The sequence below is a fragment of the Pseudomonas paraglycinae genome (assembly GCF_021601625.1).
In the GTDB taxonomy this organism is placed as follows: domain Bacteria; phylum Pseudomonadota; class Gammaproteobacteria; order Pseudomonadales; family Pseudomonadaceae; genus Aquipseudomonas; species Aquipseudomonas paraglycinae.
In genome coordinates this window covers 18,264-35,729 of sequence record NZ_BQHR01000009.1, presented here as the reverse complement: position 1 = coordinate 35,729, position 17,466 = coordinate 18,264, and the positions used below count along the sequence as shown (strand labels likewise).

The 17,466-nt window shown below is 62.5% G+C and carries 16 protein-coding genes; 8 read left to right on the top strand and 8 right to left on the bottom strand.

The window, feature by feature from the left end; genetic code table 11:
- Positions 1-125 precede the first annotated feature (125 nt).
- From L6D82_RS14855 to L6D82_RS14845, 3 genes are all read right to left on the bottom strand, one after another.
- The gene (locus L6D82_RS14855; RefSeq protein WP_039767145.1) at positions 126-1,406 is read right to left on the bottom strand and encodes an HAAAP family serine/threonine permease; all 1,281 of its coding nucleotides are present in this window, start codon (positions 1,404-1,406) and stop codon (positions 126-128) included.
- A 255-nt stretch (positions 1,407-1,661) separates the two neighbouring features.
- Positions 1,662-1,832: a hypothetical protein gene (locus tag L6D82_RS14850; RefSeq protein WP_007958834.1), complete on the bottom strand. Its 171-nt coding sequence runs from the start codon at positions 1,830-1,832 to the stop codon at positions 1,662-1,664.
- Positions 1,833-1,880: 48 nt separating this feature from the next.
- Entirely contained in the window at positions 1,881-2,075 is a 195-nt protein-coding gene (locus L6D82_RS14845) for a hypothetical protein (protein ID WP_007958836.1), read from the bottom strand.
- Between the two features lie 274 nt (positions 2,076-2,349).
- Between L6D82_RS14845 and L6D82_RS14840 the strand changes: the two genes are divergently transcribed.
- Positions 2,350-2,733: a tautomerase family protein gene (locus L6D82_RS14840; RefSeq protein ID WP_007958838.1), complete on the top strand. Its 384-nt coding sequence runs from the start codon at positions 2,350-2,352 to the stop codon at positions 2,731-2,733.
- 172 nt (positions 2,734-2,905) lie between these two features.
- Complete coding sequence (locus L6D82_RS14835) at positions 2,906-3,874, top strand: 2-hydroxyacid dehydrogenase (protein WP_007958849.1); 969 nt, start codon at positions 2,906-2,908, stop codon at positions 3,872-3,874.
- On the opposite strand, the gene tssA is transcribed toward L6D82_RS14835, so the two are convergent.
- From tssA to L6D82_RS14810, 5 genes are read right to left on the bottom strand one after another with little or no spacing between them, the layout of a single operon-like run.
- Positions 3,871-4,959: a type VI secretion system protein TssA gene (gene tssA / locus L6D82_RS14830; RefSeq protein ID WP_236190003.1), complete on the bottom strand. Its 1,089-nt coding sequence runs from the start codon at positions 4,957-4,959 to the stop codon at positions 3,871-3,873. The two genes, L6D82_RS14835 and tssA, sit on opposite strands and share 4 nt — an antisense overlap.
- Complete coding sequence (locus L6D82_RS14825) at positions 4,956-8,777, bottom strand: type VI secretion system protein (RefSeq protein WP_236189995.1); 3,822 nt, start codon at positions 8,775-8,777, stop codon at positions 4,956-4,958. Before L6D82_RS14825 ends, tssA begins: the two co-directional genes overlap by 4 nt.
- Complete coding sequence (locus tag L6D82_RS14820; RefSeq protein ID WP_236189986.1) at positions 8,774-9,538, bottom strand: DotU/TssL family secretion system protein; 765 nt, start codon at positions 9,536-9,538, stop codon at positions 8,774-8,776. Before L6D82_RS14820 ends, L6D82_RS14825 begins: the two co-directional genes overlap by 4 nt.
- A gap of 18 nt (positions 9,539-9,556) precedes the next feature.
- Positions 9,557-10,888: a type VI secretion system baseplate subunit TssK gene (tssK, locus tag L6D82_RS14815; RefSeq protein WP_236189975.1), complete on the bottom strand. Its 1,332-nt coding sequence runs from the start codon at positions 10,886-10,888 to the stop codon at positions 9,557-9,559.
- A 46-nt stretch (positions 10,889-10,934) separates the two neighbouring features.
- Positions 10,935-11,381: a type VI secretion protein gene (locus L6D82_RS14810; RefSeq protein WP_236189966.1), complete on the bottom strand. Its 447-nt coding sequence runs from the start codon at positions 11,379-11,381 to the stop codon at positions 10,935-10,937.
- Positions 11,382-11,609: 228 nt separating this feature from the next.
- Between L6D82_RS14810 and tssB the strand changes: the two genes are divergently transcribed.
- From tssB to tssG, 6 genes are all read left to right on the top strand, one after another.
- Positions 11,610-12,152: a type VI secretion system contractile sheath small subunit gene (tssB, locus tag L6D82_RS14805; protein WP_007958861.1), complete on the top strand. Its 543-nt coding sequence runs from the start codon at positions 11,610-11,612 to the stop codon at positions 12,150-12,152.
- Between the two features lie 29 nt (positions 12,153-12,181).
- On the top strand, positions 12,182-13,666 hold the full coding sequence (gene tssC / locus L6D82_RS14800; RefSeq protein ID WP_007958864.1) for a type VI secretion system contractile sheath large subunit: 1,485 nt from the start codon (positions 12,182-12,184) through the stop codon (positions 13,664-13,666).
- A 76-nt stretch (positions 13,667-13,742) separates the two neighbouring features.
- Positions 13,743-14,240, top strand: coding sequence for an Hcp family type VI secretion system effector (locus L6D82_RS14795; RefSeq protein ID WP_007958866.1), 498 nt, complete (start codon positions 13,743-13,745; stop codon positions 14,238-14,240).
- A gap of 15 nt (positions 14,241-14,255) precedes the next feature.
- The gene (gene tssE / locus L6D82_RS14790) at positions 14,256-14,699 is read left to right on the top strand and encodes a type VI secretion system baseplate subunit TssE (protein ID WP_236189964.1); all 444 of its coding nucleotides are present in this window, start codon (positions 14,256-14,258) and stop codon (positions 14,697-14,699) included.
- The gene (gene tssF / locus L6D82_RS14785) at positions 14,683-16,476 is read left to right on the top strand and encodes a type VI secretion system baseplate subunit TssF (RefSeq protein WP_236189953.1); all 1,794 of its coding nucleotides are present in this window, start codon (positions 14,683-14,685) and stop codon (positions 16,474-16,476) included. Before tssE ends, tssF begins: the two co-directional genes overlap by 17 nt.
- Complete coding sequence (tssG, locus tag L6D82_RS14780) at positions 16,440-17,465, top strand: type VI secretion system baseplate subunit TssG (RefSeq protein WP_236189938.1); 1,026 nt, start codon at positions 16,440-16,442, stop codon at positions 17,463-17,465. Before tssF ends, tssG begins: the two co-directional genes overlap by 37 nt.
- The last annotated feature ends 1 nt before the right edge of the window (position 17,466 follow it).

The window sequence follows — 17,466 nt, the reverse complement described above, 5'->3', positions numbered from 1 at the left end:
CAGACGGTTCGACGCCTCGACGTGGTGACGATCAATCACAAACCATACAGGCACAAAAAAGGCCGACCTGCGAGGCAGGTCGGCCTTTCTGTTTCACAAGATCAAACGGGATCCTGTGTTGAACCTCAAGCAGTCAGCGAGTAGATCAACGCCGAAATCGCCACCAGCCCCACTGCGGTGACAAACACGTTCGACATCTGCCCACGATAACGGGCCATCGCTGGCACTTTGCGGATCGCATACATCGGCATCAGGAACAGGATTGCCGCGATGACCGGGCCACCGATGGTTTCGATCATGCCGAGGATGCTCGGGTTCAGGGTCGCCACGATCCAGCACACTACCAGCATGAACGCCGCCACAATGCGGTCCAGGGCCTTGGCGCCCGGACGCTTGCCGCTTTTGACGATCAAGCCTTTCAGGCCTTCGCTGGCACCGATGTAGTGACCGAGGAACGACTTGGAGATCGCCACGAACGCAATAAGCGGTGCTGCGAACGCGATGGTCGGGTTGCTGAAGTGGTTGGCCAGGTACGACAGGATCGACAGGTTCTGCGCCTTGGCTTCCGCCAGTTGCTCCGGCGACAGGGTCAGTACGCAGCTGAACACGAAGAACAGCACCATCACCACCATCAGCAGATGGGCGCGGGACAGGATCTGCGAGCTGCGCTCGTCAGCGTGAACGCCATAACGACGCTTCTGATCCACCGCAAATGCCGAGATGATCGGCGAGTGGTTGAACGAGAACACCATCACCGGAATCGCCAGCCACAGCGTGTGCAGCAGCGCCGACGGTGCCGGCACTTGCGAAGCGGTGGTCAGGATGCCGCCGTTCCAGTGCGGAATCAGGTACACCGCCAGGAACAGCAGCGCGACGATGAACGGATACACCATCAGGCTCATGGCCTTGACGATCACTTGCTCGCCGCAGCGCACCACGGCCAGCAGGCCGAGGATCAGCACGAACGACAGCAGCGCGCGCGGTGGCGGCGTGATGTGCAGTTGGTGTTCGAGGAAACTGGCGACCGTGTTGGTCAGGCCGACGCTGTAGATCAGCAGGATCGGGAAGATCGCGAAGAAGTACAGCAGAGTGATCAGCGCGCCGGCCTTGATGCCGAAATGCTGTTCCACCACGTCAGTGATGTCGGCGCCTTCGCGACCGGAAAGCACGAAGCGGGTCAGGCCGCGGTGTGCGTAGAACGTCATCGGGAAGGCCAGCAGCGCGAGGATCACCAGCGGCCAGAAGCCACCCAGACCTGCATTGATCGGCAAAAACAGGGTACCGGCGCCGATGGCCGTCCCGAACAGTCCCAACATCCAGGTAGTGTCATGGCGATTCCAGCTCGACAGTTCGGCTGGTGCTGCCGCTTCAAAGCGTTGTTCCACGCTATTGGCCTGATCATTCATCCGGTCGGATCTCCGCATTCCGGTCACTTGCCACTCGGTCAGGACGCGTCGGAAAAAACCGACAGACATGCTCCGGCCGAAACAGGGGCGCGATTCTCCGCGATAAATGAGCAGAAGCAAAGACTTAGCTGAGGAATGGTTGTACGGAGCAGATCGGAGACTTGTCGCTTTTGGGAAAAAGCCTGTCGGCGCCAGATACGCGACATGTCGTTTTATGACATGTACCGGCGCCGAATGAGCCATGGGAAAGCCCGATCAGATCGATCGGGCCAATATGAAGCCGAGGAACATGCAAAAGATGCCCAGACCCATCAACCCCCAGATCGGGCGCATTTCTTTCCTGTCTTTGATACGTATTTTTTCGGCCCACTCATCGTGTTCCCGTTCCAGTTGTTCCATTCTGGCTTTGGCGTCATAGGTGCTCATGTTGATTTCCTTTTGAGTCATGTGTCTGAAGATTGCGAAAACGAACGCTCAAAACTTGAAAAAGACGCCTGCCAATGCCGCGCTTGCCGTCAACACGCCGGCCACCACCGCAACTGGATAAAAATACGTCTCCCACTTCAGCTTCTTCTGTTCCGCCATAAGCTTCTGCCGCTCAGCTATCAGTTTTCGCGTTTCGTTATGCAGCCTGTCGAGTTCCAGGTTTTCGCGGTTGTTCTGAAGCATTGGCCTTCCTTGGCTGATGGCAATTTCCGTCCGGATTACTGCTTCGTCATGAAGAACGCATCCCGTCCTGCTCTCTATAATTCCGCGCTTCTCACCCCGCCGTATAGCGGATGAATCCGGCAGCACGTGTAGGCAACATCCGTAAATCCCGCAGGACGGTGCGTCCATTTCCTAACGTTTTTAAACAACCTCACTGACCGGCATTTTTCGGCTATACCCAATGGCGAATTGACTGACATTCCCGTCCAGTCCCCCTCGCCTGTGGAGCCATCCCATGCCCCTCGTCCGCGTCGACATCAAGAAGAACCCGGACCCGACGTTCGCCAAACGCATTGGCGAAGTGATCTACGCCGCCCTGCGCAGCGAGATCAATGTGCCGGAACACGACAACTTTCAGGTGCTGGCCGAGCACGACGACCAGCACTTCGTCTATGACCCGCAATACCTGGGGATCCAGCGCAGCGACGGCATCGTGTTCATCCAGCTGACCATCAGCGAAGGCCGCACCGTCGAGATGAAACAACGGCTGTTCCAGACCATCGCGCGCAACCTGAACCAGCAACTGGCCGTGCGCCAGGAGGACGTGTTCATCAATCTGGTGGAGGTGAAAAAAGAGAACTGGTCGTTCGGCAACGGCATCGCCCAATACGTGACCTGATCCTGTGACCGCCAGCGCCGACGTCACCTTCTGACGAAGCACCCGCGCGCTCCCCGCATCAGCTCCTACACTGCCTGATGCGGGTCAGTGCCGGCCATTGCCAAACCGCTCTGGAATCAGCACTCTGAACAGACTTTTGCGCCCGAAGACCGACGATCACAGGAGCCGAGCAATGCCCGCCACCGTTCTGGTACTGGTTGAAACCATCAATGACTATTTGCCGATTCTCGAGCGTCAGGGTTTTCACCTGATTCTCGCGCCGACCCCTGCCGAACGCGCGCAAGCCATCGCCACCCACGGGGCACGGATCGACGCGGTGCTGACCCGTGGCCCGCTGGGTTTATATGCTGAAGAAATCGCGGCCTTGCCCGCGCTGAAAATCATCTGCGTGATCGGCGCCGGTTACGAGCAGGTCGACCTGCAGGCCGCCAGCGACCGTGGTCTGACCGTGACCAACGGCGCCGGTGTCAACGCTTCGTCGGTGGCCGACCACGCCATGGCGATGCTGCTGGCGCTGGTGCGGGACATTCCGCGCTGCGATGCCGCGGTGCGTCGGGGCGAGTGGCCGAAAATCATGCGCCCGTCGCTGGCCGGTAAGCGCCTGGGGATTCTCGGTTTGGGCGCAGTGGGGATGGCGATTGCCAAACGCGCAGGCCTGGGCTTCGACATGGAGATCAGCTACCACAACCGTCAGGTGCGCAGTGACGTGCCTTACGCGTTCTGCTCGACGCCAACCGAACTGGCCCGGGCCTCGGACTTTCTGGTGGTCGCCACGCCCGGCGGCATCGGCAGCCAGCATCTGGTAACCCGCCCGGTGCTCGATGCCCTGGGGCCCAACGGTTTTATCGTCAACATTGCCCGCGCCAGTGTTATCGCCACCGCCGACCTGATCAGCGCGCTGGAACAGCGGCGAATCGCCGGCGCAGCGCTGGATGTTTTCGATCACGAACCGCAAGTACCCGATGCGCTGAAGGGCCTGAGCAACGTGCTTCTCACCCCGCACGTCGCCGGGTTGTCACCGGAAGCCACCCAAGGCACCGTTGAGCTGGTGGGCAAAAATCTGGTGGCGTTCTTCTCCGGGCAACCGGTGCTGACGCCGCTCCAGTTGCCGCCGAAACTCAACAACCAGCGCGTGCACTAAAGCACGCCGAGTAAGGTCCACAGACGCCGGGATTCGGCGTCTGCCGAAATCAGCTCGCCGAGCAACTCACTCAACGGCTTGTTGCCCCACTCGACCCCGCGCCGGATCAGATACGGCACCGGGCTGTGGGGTTCGGTGCGGGCCAGGTACTCGGCGATCAGCAACAATTGCCGATAAGCCTCTTCGCGACTGGCCGGTTCGCGATTCACTGGCGCGGCTTCGGGCGCGGTCGTGACAGGAGCTTCAACCGGCGAGACCGCGACCGGTGCAGGCGGCGGTGCCGACAGTGGTTGTTGTGGGTGCATGGCGATGAACTCCTGAACCAGGGTCAACAACGCTTGAAGGGTGTCCTGCAACGGCCCGAGCCCCGGTCCCTGATCTCCCAGATACGCATCGCACCAGGCATCGAGACGCTGCAGGTGTTGCAAGCTCAGCAGCAGATTGCCTTGATGACGCAGCCAGAATGCCATGGGCGTGGCCCGCACCTGTTCGATGAGTTTCTTGTGTTCGCTGCGGGCGGTTTCGGCCGACGCTTTTGCGCCTTTGGAGTCGTTGGCCTGCACCTGTTGCACCTGAATCCGCCGCCAGGTTTCGAGGGTGTAACCCTCAAAATCGCTGTTGTTGGCGCCAAATAAAGGCACCCGGGTCAGCAGCACTTCGCTGTATCGTCGCACCAGCCACTCCAGCGGAATCGCCCGCCACGACTGGTCACCGTCGTCGGCCTGCGGATGCAGATGTTCGGGATAGCGCTCACACAGACCGGCAATCAGCGCCAGACTACCCGGCAGTCCATCGAGTGCCTGCAAATGCAGCCAGGCCTCGCCCAGCCAGGCGCTGAGCATCAGGTCCTTGCTGCGCTCGAGCAATAACGTGGTGGTCAGCCGCTCGACTTCCGGCCAGTTGGCGCGTTTCAGGGTCGACTGCCAGACACCCGTGGGCAAACTCGCGTCGTCCTCGCGGCGCAGATCGCGCAACTGGTCGTACTCGCGCTCATAGCGCAGATCCGCACCACAGGGCGCGTCGTCGCTGATGGGCGCGAGCAACTGATCGATCAGGTCCGGCAACGGGGTCGATGGCAGGCTCACAAATCCTCCTTCTGGACTTCAAGGGCGGCGGTGGTGCCGGTCACCTGGAACGGTGAACGCGGCGCGCGGGTCGGCAATGGTGGAATCGAAAGCGGCAGTTTCGAGCCCTGGCTCATCAGCGACACGCGCACGAACATCCGGGTGAATTCGCTGGTGAGGCTGTCGTTCTGCGCGGTAACCGGCAAACGCAGGCTCAACGGAAAATCGGTGTAATCCATGCTCGGCTGGCGCTGCACCGAGAAGTGCGCGCGCATCAGGCGCAGCAGCGACCATGGCCCGCCGTACTCCCAACCGGCCTCCAGATCGCGCACCACCAGGTTCGGTTGCAGCGGGTCATTGACCGGACGCTCCTTGCCGTTGCGCGCCCAGCGCAAGGTCAGGCGGATCGGCTGACCAGGCATCCAGCGCAGGTTCGGCTGATCGGCAGCGGGATAGCTGATCTGCTGATTGCCGGCCAGCAAGCCCCAGGCAATCACTTGATCGGCGCCCTTCTCCTCTTCGCGGTCGGTGCGCCAGCGCACGTCCAGCTCGACGCCGAGAATCCCGCTCTTGTCGCGCACGAAAAGTGGCGTCAGCCAGACGCTGGCCTGCTTCACCCGGTTGAGAAAATCTTCTGCCGCCAGCCGCTCCGGGGTCTGGCTCAGGACCAGTCCGGCCTGGGCCACCGGCAAGCGCTTGTCGATGATTTCCAGAAAGTGCTGGACCCGCGCCGGGTCGGCATCCTGCGCCTGCACGCCGTTGGCAAACGGAAAGCGGTCGGCCAGGTATTGATTGAAGTAGGTGGCCAGCTCGTTCCACGCGGCGGCCGCCTGTTGCTGTTGCAGAAACTGGCAGCGTTGCAGGGCCGACTGTTGCAACTCCACCGCCCGCATCGCCAGGGTGCCGCGCCCGCCGGTCAGATTGGCGGTCTGCAACACCTGCACGCAGGAACCGGTGTCCATTTCAATGAAGTCGCGGCTGACCAGTTGCTCGATCTGCGCCGGTGAACTGGCGGGGTTGGAATCCTTGTACTTGAGCAATTCGTCATTGAGCGCGCTGAACTGGGTCACGCGCTCGTAATCCAGCGCCGACAGATTGCCCTGCTGGGTCTTCAGCCACTCCAGCGCCGGAGCGCGACGCTCGGTGATGCCGAGCATGGTGTTGAATTGCTGCTTGAGGCTCAGTTTCAGATCCTGCACGTCGCTGGCGCCGTAGAGTTGCAGGCCGAGGTTTTTCGAGCCGTCCCACTGACTGATTTCCGTGCGGCCACCGAACAGCGGCTGCGCGGTGATTTCATCCAGCCCGCCAACGATCTGCGCCATCGCCCGGCGGTTCAGCGCCCCTTGCAGACGTGCCGCCAGATCACTGCGATGGACTTCGATAAAGGCTTTTTGCAGGTTCATCGCCTGCACGGCCTGCACGTTGAACACCGCGTAGGGATGAGTCTGGTCATCGTGATCCTTGAGACTCAACCACATCGCTTGCGCGGCGGCAGTTTCGGCCGCTTGCAGCAATGCTTCGCGATAGGCCGGCGGAATGCGCGGCAACTCTTCGGCGACGTAGCTCTTGTAGCTGGCGAAATAATTCAGCGACTCGTTGAGGTCATCGCCGTCCACGGTCTGACCCTGCCTGTTGACGCTGTCCTGACTGGCGCGCAGGGCAATCGAGACGAAGTCACGCTTGAATAGCGCCTGCACCGCGTTGTTGAGCTTGACCACCTGATCCTGCAACGCCAGTTGCCCGCTGCCCTGCTGCACCAGCAGATTGCCCCGCGAACCCACCTGGGCGATCCATTGATCGCGAAAACTCTGCTGCAACTTGCCGGCCTGCGCATCAAGCTGCTGCTCTACGGGCGGGCCCAGCAATGAACTCTTGCGCACCTTGTCGAGAAATTCGCGATAACCCGGCACCAGTTCCTGACCCTTGCCGCGACTCCAGGTCGAGTTGGTCAGGGCGATCGCCGCTTGCAGGTCGTCGATCAGCGCGCGCAGGTCTTCCAGTTCGGTGAGGCTGTTGCCACTCCCGGCTTCAAGCTGTTCCAGATGCAACTTGAGGTAGCCGGCCTTGCTGACGAAGTTGTCGGCCAGAAAATACTGATCGAGCCAGCGCTCCATCAGCCCGGTGAAATTACTCACGATCAACGGCCGTTCAACGCTCAGATCCAGCGCCTGCAAGTCGCCGCCATCACTGGCTGCGAGCAGCCGGTTGTAGTAGGCGGCATGGGGCAAGGTGCCGGCGTTGAGGTTGAGTGACAGCGCGCTGTTGCTCAGCTGCGCCAAATCCTCCAGCGGCGTCCGCTGATTGTTCTGCACCTGAGCGAACAACTGGTTCTGTTGTTCCAGACGCAAGGCCCGCTCGACCAGATCCGTGGCCTTCTGATAATTCTGCCACTGCGCCGGGTCTTCGCTTTCGACGCTGGTACGCCGGTCGGTGGCGCGGATCGCCTTGATTTTCGCCAGCTCCGCGACCAGCAGATCGTGCAGCGGTTGCAGCATGTGGCGCTGGGTCGATCTGAACACTTCCTGTTCGAGTCGCCCGTCCAGCGAAGAAAACCACGACGTCGGAAAGGCCAGCGAAACGTAGTGCCAGTGCGGCGCCCGTTCCAGCACCCGCCAGAAGTTCTGCACGTTGCGCCGGGTCGGCTCGACCCGATGCTCGTCGTCGGTGACCGCCACGTAATTCTTCTGTGCGCCTTGCAGCAGCCGCGCCAGTTCATGAGCGTCCTTGACCGATGCGTGCCAGACCCAGAACATCGCCACCGCCCAGACCACCCCGACCACCAGCGCCACCCCGGCGGTCACTCGCTGCCAGCGCTGGCGCAAGCGCAACAGGCGCGGCACGCCCTGGGCCAGTCCGCGTTCGCCGACGATTCGCTGGCGCCACAACTGACGCACAAACGCACTTTGCTGCAGGCCGCTGTCATCGGCAGAAAAACCGTCCAGCGCATCGTCGGCCGGCTGATTGGCCGTCAGGTAAACGCCACGAAAACATGGCGCCTCGCCCTGAGCGTTGCCTTGAAACACCGGCTCCAGCACGTTCTGCAAACCGCGGCGCAGGATTTCCAGACGTTCCGGCAAGGCGTACAGATCCGCACTCAAATGCCCGGACAAGGTGCCGATTTCGATCACCGCTTCCGCCACCGCACGGTGCAACCGATCCAGCGCCTGATCGCTCCATTGCCCCTGCCACACCGCATCGCGGGCATAGGGCGACGACCAGCCCAAGGTGCGATCGCGGGCCTCGTCCGGCAAGGCGCTGATCAGTTCCTGAAATCCCGGCAGTTCTTCCAGCCCGGTGATGACCACGTACACCGGCAGGCTCAGACCAAAGCGCTGCAACAGATCGATGAAACGCCGACGCGCCGCCAGACCGAGCTGCGTGGCCTGTTCCAGATTGCTCAGCCGACTGACCGGCACCGTCCAGATCACCCCGTCCAGCGGCCGCTTGCTGCGCAGGCGCAGGATCAACCCGAGCAAGCGCCACCAGCCGCCGCGTTGCAGGTGCATGCCGTCTTCCGGCAGAAACAGCGCCTGCGGCACCACCAGCACCGCGCCTTCGGAGTCCGACCACCAACGGCCGAACCACGCCGGTTTGTCAGTGGGTTGCAAACGCCATTGAGTGGCGAGTTGCGCGCCCTGGGTTTCATCGCCGAGCATCAGCAGCCACGGCATCTGATAACGGTCGTGGGCGCCCTGCTCCTGTTCCATGTGCCGCACGGCGGCGTAGAAACTGCGGATCGCCGCGCCGCTCTGGGTGCGCAGCCACCACACCGCCACCGCGATGATCACCAGCAGCAGAAGGATGGCGACCACCCAGGCCACAATCGTCAGGGTACTCATGAGTCTTGCTCCGGCGCCGTCAGCGTATCGGGCGCCTGCAACACCGGCTCCAGTTCCTGACGGATGTCGCGCCACAGAAACTGCCCGAGCCCGGTCAGCAGCAGAATCATCGCCAGAATGCCCAGCGCCAGACGAAAGCCATCGGGCAACGCCGTGCGCACCGGCAACTGCAAGGGTGTCGCCAGCGAAGGCTGTACCAGTCGCTGACTGACACCCGCGTAATCGGCCTCGTCCTGCCAGGCAAACGTGAACAGGGCCCGCCGCCATTTTTCCCGTTGCACCTGACCCTGCTCACCGCGCAGGCGTCCGTGGAAACCGAGGATCAGGCACTGCAAATACACGTTGGCCAGATCGCGAGTGGTGGGCTGCTGTTCATCGAGCAAGGTCTGGATCGCCGCCGGCACTTGCTCGCCGGCCTGACGGCTGGAATACAGTCGCGACTCCAGGGGTTTTTCCTGCCAGGCACTCTGGCCCGGCCACGGGCTGAACAACAGGGTCTCATCGACCAGCGCGACAAAGGCATACACCAACGCCTTGACCTGTTCGGTCGCCGAATCGCCCACTCGGGCAAACGCGGTGCGCCACAACCGTTGCGAAGCCTGGGTCGAGAGTTCGACCACGGTTTCGACCAGCGCCGCTTCGTCCTCGCTGTCCTTGGGCAACTGGCTCCAGTCCTGCGACCACTGCTGCCACGTCTGGCGGAACGCACTGCTCAGCGGAGCGTCCTGCAACCCGAGGCTTGCGGCACTTCCTTGCGACATACGACGTTCCTTGTGTGATCAGGCACGTTCACTGTTCTGGGCGACAAACAACACCACTTGCCACGGGCTGCTGGTCAGCCGGGTGGCCGGCGCGGCGATCATCAGCGGCAGTTGCGCGTCGAACCAGCTGCCTTCGGCGGTCACCACGAACAACCGGGTGTCGTCGCCGACGCTGTAAGCCACCTGCTCGCTGCGGCTCATGGCCTGATGCGTCAGACCGCTCATGCGCTGGCGGCTGAGCAACGCGATGTGCGGCGCCGAAGCGATGATCGCGCCCCGCAACCACTCGCCGGCTGCCTGCTCGCTTGCACCGTTGGGCATGCGCAGGCCGATGACCAGACGCTGGCTCGGTTGCTCGTCCGGCAACTGAATGGAAAAGCTCTGCTCGCCGCGCTCGAACGCGATGCTGCGATAACCGGCGCGGATCAGTTCCAGGGTGTTTTCCAGCCAGTCGAGCAACGGTTCGTAACCGCGCTGCAATTCGAGAAAATCCAATGGCGCAAAAGCCGGCACGCCCGCCAGCGGATCCAGCGCCGACCACGCACCGGCGAGTCCCAGCAGTTGCACATAAATGCTTTGCGGATGAGCGACACGACTGATCAGCGCCCCTTCCACTTCCGGCAACCGCGCCCACAACGCCGTCATCTGCCGACGGATTTCCAGCGCGTCATCCTGATTGCCGGCCTGCAGCGCCTGGCGCAATCGCCCGCCGAGAAACAGGCACTTCTCCCGCGCCCGCGCGCAGAGCCCGGCCACCCGTCGACCCAATGGCGATTCCGGCAGCAGGACCGGTGTCGGCGGCGTGTACGGCAACGGCAGGAAACCGCCGCCCTCCTTGCGGATTTTCAGCAGCGGCAGGCAGATCGAATCGGCTTTGTTCAGTTGCGTACACAGCCGTGGATTGGGACGCCACACCGTGATCGATTCAGGAAATTCACCGCTGGTGAGATCCGGTAACGCCTCGCCGACCACCGATTGCAGACGCCCCTTGAGCGGCAACAACTGGCCGGCGCGCCACAGCGGACTGATCGCCAGATAAACCGTCACCGTCGCATCGTCCGTGGCGTCGATCGCGGCAGCGATGTCCAGCTCCAGCGTCGGGTCAACGCCGACTTGCAGATTGACCGGCAGACCGTCCGGCATCGTCCCTTGCAACGACAGCACCCGCAGCACCCCGGCACTCATCGCCGAAGGGTCGAACTCCATGTGGCTGATCCCGAAGAACCATGGATTGCACGCCTGAGCCAGATGCGCGCCGAGCGCCTCGGCCCGCAGGCCCTGTAACTGAAAATGCTGTGGCAGCAATTGCATGCCTTCATGCCAGCAGACCGCGTCAGGTAGCAGACTCATACGACTCCCTTCGACTGCACCGCGAACCGGCGGCGGACGGTGTGTTTCAGTTTTCCTTGCTGACCAGGCTCATCTCGCGACTGTCGAACTTGAGCCATGCGTCGCTCTGATCGTCCAGCCGCAGGCGGTGCGCTCCGGGAGTGTTATAGCTGGCGAAGACCAAAAGTCCAGCCGCCCGCTTGCCCCCCAAAGGGAACGGCTGGCGGTCGATGAATTGCCCCGGCACCAGCTCCAGCCCCCACACGCTCATCAGCTGACGATAGTCGCGCTGGTACTGCTCGCGCTCGGCAAACCACTGACGGGCACTGATGCCCGACAGTTGCTTGAGCAGATCCGGATCGTTGACCGCGATGAAATCCACGGCGATCGGAGTGTCGTCATTGGCCTTGGGAGCGACGTCGAGGGTCAGGCTGTCGAGATCGACTTTCGGCCCGAAAAACGAACAACCGGCGAGCAGCACAAACCCGATTGTTAGAAAAAGTCGTGCAGACAAAATGAATTTTCCTTTTCGCCAGTCAGTCCAAAAAAGTTTTTCGCTTGCATTTTTATAGACCTGTTCTAGCGTCTTGGGTAGTTCGGTTCCTACAGCCGAATGAGGAAGGTTTGTCAAAGGAACGACAGGTCATCTGCCACCCTTTCTAACCTGTGGTCCAGCAAGGGAAAGCGATGAACGGGCCTCCCCGATGCATTGCGCCCGCTCATCGCATCGGAGTCCGCCGACATGGCAGAAAGTACCCAGCACAAGCTCGACCGGGTTCGCCCGCCCCGCGTGCAAATCACCTACGACGTCGAAATCGGCAATGCCATCGAGAAAAAGGAATTGCCGCTGGTAGTCGGCATCCTCGCCGACCTCTCGGGCAAGCCGCTCGAACCCTTGGCAAAACTGACCGAACGCCGTTTCACCGAAATCGACCGCGACAACTTCAACGACGTCCTCGCCTCCATCGCCCCCCGCGCCACGCTGCAAGTCAACAACACCCTCAGCGGCGACGACAGCAAGCTCAACATCGAACTCAACTTCAAGCACATCGACGACTTCGACCCGGTCAAGGTGGTGGAGCAAGTCACGCCGCTGCGGCGCCTGTTCGAGGCCCGCCAGCGTCTGCGCGACCTGCTGACCAAACTCGACGGCAATGACGATCTGGACAAGCTGCTGCGCGACGTCATCGCCAACACCGAAGGCTTGCAAGAGATCAAGTCGGCCCGCCCGGACACCGCTGTCCCGGCCGCTGATGCCGAAGCTCCGGCCGAACCGCAAGCCTGATCGTCCACCTGACCGAGGAAGAATTCGCCATGCCCGCCGCCGCCCAGAATCAAGCCAGCGAAAATGCTGCCGCCGAGACTTTATCCCTGCTTGATCGAATCATCGCCGAGGGCCGCATGGCCCATGACGACAGTCAGCAGGATTACGCCCGCGACATGCTCGCGGAATTCGCCACCCAGGTGCTCGACGAAGGCATGGCCATCGACAAGGACACCGTGGCGATGATCAACGACCGCATCAGCCAGATCGACGAGCTGATCAGCGCCCAGCTCAACGAAGTGCTGCACCACCCGGACCTGCAAAAACTCGAAGCGTCCTGGCGTGGCCTGCACATGCTGGTGCAGAACACCGAAACCAGCACCCGGCTGAAACTGCGCCTGCTCAACGTGACCCAGAAAGAGCTGCAGAACGATCTGGAAAAAGCCGTCGAGTTCGACCAGAGCGCGCTGTTCAAGAAGATTTACGAAGAGGAATACGGCACCTTCGGTGGCCATCCGTTCAGCCTGCTGGTGGGTGACTACACCTTCGGCCGCCACCCGCAGGACATCGGCCTGCTGGAGAAACTGTCGAACGTCGCCGCGGCCGCCCACGCCCCCTTCATCGCTGCTGCCAGCCCACGGCTGTTCGACATGAACAGCTTCACCGAACTGGCGGTGCCGCGTGACCTGTCGAAAGTGTTCGAGAGCCAGGAGCTGATCAAGTGGCGCTCGTTCCGCGAAAGCGAAGACTCGCGTTACGTCTCCCTGGTGCTGCCGCACTTCCTGCTGCGCCTGCCTTACGGCCCGGACACTTCGCCAGTGGAAGGCATCAACTACGTCGAAGACACCAACGGCACCGACCACAGCAAATACCTGTGGGGCAACGCCGCGTGGGCGCTGTCGCAACGTATCACCGAAGCCTTTGCCAAATACGGCTGGTGCGCGGCGATCCGTGGCGCTGAAGGCGGCGGCGCGGTTGAAGGTCTGCCGGCGCACACCTTCCGCACCAGCTCCGGTGATCTGTCGCTGAAATGCCCGACCGAAGTGGCGATCACCGACCGCCGCGAGAAGGAACTCAACGACCTCGGCTTCATCGCCCTGTGCCACAAGAAGAACAGCGACGTCGCGGTGTTCTTCGGCGGCCAGACCACCAACAAATCCAAGGTCTACAACACCAACGAGGCCAACGCCAACGCACGGATCTCGGCGATGTTGCCGTACGTGCTTGCGGCCTCGCGTTTCGCCCATTACCTGAAGGTGATCATGCGCGACAAGGTCGGCAGCTTCATGACCCGCGACAACGTGCAGACCTACCTCAACAACTGGATCGCCGACTACGTGCTGATCAACGACAACGCACCGCAGGAAATCAAGGCGCAGTACCCGTTGCGTGAAGCGCGGGTGGACGTCACCGAAGTCGCCGGCAAGCCTGGTGCCTATCGCGCGACGGTATTCCTGCGGCCGCACTTCCAGCTCGAAGAGCTGACCGCGTCGATCCGCCTGGTCGCGACCCTGCCGCCACCGGTAGCCGCCTGACCTGCCTGCGCCCGCAGGATTTCCTGCGGGCGCGCCCCTGTTTGCCTGGCACGACACCTTTCAGGAGTTTCAAGCGATGGATGCAATCATTCTCGACCTCGGCGGCGACATCAAAGGCGACAGCCTGCTCGAGGGTTACGCTGACAAGATCGAAGTCATGTCCTACAGCCACAACGTGGCGATGCAAGTCACCAACGACGTCAGCAACTCGGAGCGCACCTCCGGCAAGCCTCACGTCGGCGAGTTCACCCTGACCAAATTCGTCGACACCTCCACACCGTCCCTCAACGAATACTGCTGCGCCGGCAAGCCGATCCCGGAAGCCAAGATCACCATCGGCCGTAACGCCGCCGAAGGCAGCGGGCAACTGCTGCCGTTCATCATCTACACCCTGACCAACGTGGTGATTTCCAACGTCAGCGTCAGTGGCGGTACCGGCGGCAAACCGGTGGAAACCCTGTCCCTGAACTTCACCAAGATCAAATGGGAACTCACCGCGCAGAAAGACGACGGCACCAAGGAAGGCACGGCTGCCTCGACCTGGGACATGGCCGCCAACAAGCTCGTCAGCTAACCCGGCGGCGCGGCCATGGCAGGCACCGGCTTACTTCCACCGCTGTTCGAACGCCTCGCCTGGAGCGAGGGCGACGGGGCGCGGGAGTTCGATCGGCAGGATTTGCTCGACTCGGTGCACACCGAGCTCGGGCGCCTGTTCAACACCCGCCGTGGCCCGCGCCCCCTGACCTCCCCGCCCCGCGTCATCGACTACGGCATCGCCGACTGGAGCGCCCTGCAACAACAGCGCAGCGATGACCGGCGTCGTCTGGCGCGGGACATTCGCGAAGCCATCACCCATTTCGAACCGCGCCTGCTGCTCGGCGAAGTTCAGGTCAATCCCCTGCCCGAGCACCCGCAACGCCTGAGCATTCGCCTGCTCGGCGAGTTGCGCAGCGGCACGCAGCACCGGCCGGTGGCGTTTGTCATCGAGCCCGGCAACGAAGGGCTGGAGGTGCGCCATGAGCGACTCGATTGACCCGCAACTGCTCGACTACTACCAGCGCGAACTGACCTGGCTGCGACATGCCGGCGGACAGTTTGCCGAGCGCTATCCTAAGGTCGCGCGACGGCTGGAACTGTCCCCCGGCGAATGCCCCGACCCACACGTCGAACGATTGCTGGAAGGTTTCGCCCTGCTCGCCGCACGCCTGCAACGGCGGCTGGATGACGACTACGCCGAATTCAGCGACGCATTGCTCGAACAGCTTTATCCCCTGGCCATGTGCCCGTTGCCGTCGTGCGCGATCGTCCAGTTCGAACCGGACCCGAGCAAAGGCAACCTCGACGGCGGCTATCCCCTCCCCCGGGACACGCCATTGTTCGTCACCACCAGCAAGGGCGAGAGCATTCACTTTCGCACCAGCGCCGCCGTGCGTTTGTGGCCAGTCGAAGTCAGCGAAGCCTTGTTGCTGGGTAGCGATGAAGCCCAGGCGCTAACTGGCGTTGCGCAGTCCCGTTCGGCGTTGCGTCTGAGCCTGCATTGCCTCGGCGACAGCCAGTGGTCGGAACTTGGCATCGAACACTTGCGCATTCACCTGGCCGCATCACCAGTGATCAACGCCAGCCTCTATGACCTGCTCGGCGCCCACGCGGTGCAGGTGTTGGCCGGCTCGCCGGGGAGCATTCCCGCCCGCGTGAAAGGCCTGCCGAAGATCGTCGGATTCGCCGACGACGAAGTGCTGCTACCGGACGAAGATGGCGTGCATCCGGGCATGCGTCTGCTGGCCGAGTACTTCGCATTCCCGGACAAATTCCACTTCTTTGATCTGCCCCTGTCCGGTGTTTCGAGTGACAGCCAGACGCTGTATCTGTACATCGTTTTTGACCGGGCCCCGGCCGGCCGATTGCACTTGCAGGCCAGCGATATAGCGCTGGGCTGCGCGCCGGTGATCAACCTGTTCCCGCGCACTTCGGAGCCGCTGCGCCCGGACGGCACCCGCAGTGAGTATCGACTGATCGCCGACAGCCACCGGGAAAACAGCGTCGAGATCCACAGCATCCGCAGCGTGCGCGCCAGCTCCGCCAGCGGTGTGCAGCGGCTGCCGGCGTATTTCGGCAGCCAGCACAGCAGCGGTGACCGGCAACGTTACTGGCATGCGCGGCGGGTGAACGGGCAGACGCCGAACCGGCTCGGCAGCGATCTGTTGGTCAGCGTCGTCGACACCCGTTTCGAACCGCAGACCGATCTGCCCGATTACAGCCTGACCGCCGAACTGCTCTGCACCAATCGGCATCTGGCCCAGAGCCTGCCCGCCGGTACACCGCTGGGTTTCGAACGGCCGGGTCCGGTGGCGTGGGCACGCCTGCGCAATCCCCCGAGCCCGCAGAGCCTGCCGCGTCTGGACGGTGATTCGCGCTGGCGGCTGGTCTCGCAACTGACCCTCAATCATCTGTCGCTGGTCGAAGGGCCGCAGGCACTGGATGCGCTGAAGGAAATCCTGACCCTGCACAACCTGCGCGATGAAGCCAGCGCCCTGCGCCAGATTGAAGGTCTGCTGAGCCTCGGTTGCGAACGAGTAATCGGCCATGTCGGCGCCGACGCCTGGCGCGGCTGGCGCAACGGGCTTGAAGTGCAATTGCAGCTTGATCCACAGCATTTCGTCGGCAGCAGCGCGGTGTTGTTTTCAGCGGTGCTCGCGCAATTCTTTTCGGTGTACGCCACGGCCAATCGCTTTGTGCGCACGGTGCTCATGCAGGCAGACAAGGAGGTCAAGGCATGGCAACCCCAAGCCGGCATGCCCCTGTCGCTCTGACCCTGAGCCAGCGCCTGCGCCGTGATCCACAGGCGTTCGAATGGTTGCAGGCGTTGCTGTTGCTGGAGCGCGAACAGCCCCAGGCCGACGCCCTTGGTTCGGGTACATCGCCACAGGCCGAAGCGCTGAAATTGCGCGGGCCGCTGACGCCGTTGTTCGCCGCCAGCCAGATCGAAAGCCTGGAAGAAAACCCCGGTGAACCGCTGACCCTGAACTCGCCGATGTTCGGCCTCGGCGGCCCCGACGGCCCGCTGCCTTACGCCTATCAGGAATGGCTGCAACAACGTGCGCGGGCCAAGGATCACGCGCCCGCCGAGTTCCTCGACCTGTTCCAGCATCGGCTGCTGAGCCTGCTATACAAGGTGATGCGCAAACACCGGATCGCCCTCGGTTTCACCACGCCCGGCGCTTCGCCCGTGCAGGCGCAATTACGGGCGCTGACAGGGTTGTTGCCCAAGTCCCTGCAGGAACGCCAGGCGATTCCCGACTGCGCCGTTCTGGCCTGCACCGCGTTGTACGCCGATGGCCGCCGGTCATTGGCGGGGTTCGCGGCGATTGTCCGTGAGCAGTTTTCCGTGGCGGTGGAACTGAGCGCTTACGAGGGGGCGTGGCGTGAGATTCCACGTGCCAGCCGCAGCGTCATGAAGGCCGGCGGACGCAATCTGCAGCTCGGCTGCAGTGCTGTCGCCGGTACTCGGGTCTGGGATGAACATGCCGGGATTCGCCTGACGCTGGGGCCGCTGCCATCGACGCAGGCCGCGCGCTTTTTGCCTGACGGTGAGGCGCATCCGGCACTGGCCAGCCTTGCTGCGCTGTATTTCGGCCCGGATCTGGACGTGAAACTGGTGCTGCTAGTGCGCGGTGCGGGGCCGCTGCAACTCGGCCGACAAACCCCGGCCCTGCTGAGCTGGAACGGTGGCCTGCAACGCCAGACCAGCCTCGCCGTGCAACGGATCGAAACCCGCCTGCGTCAGCTGGAGATTACCTGAA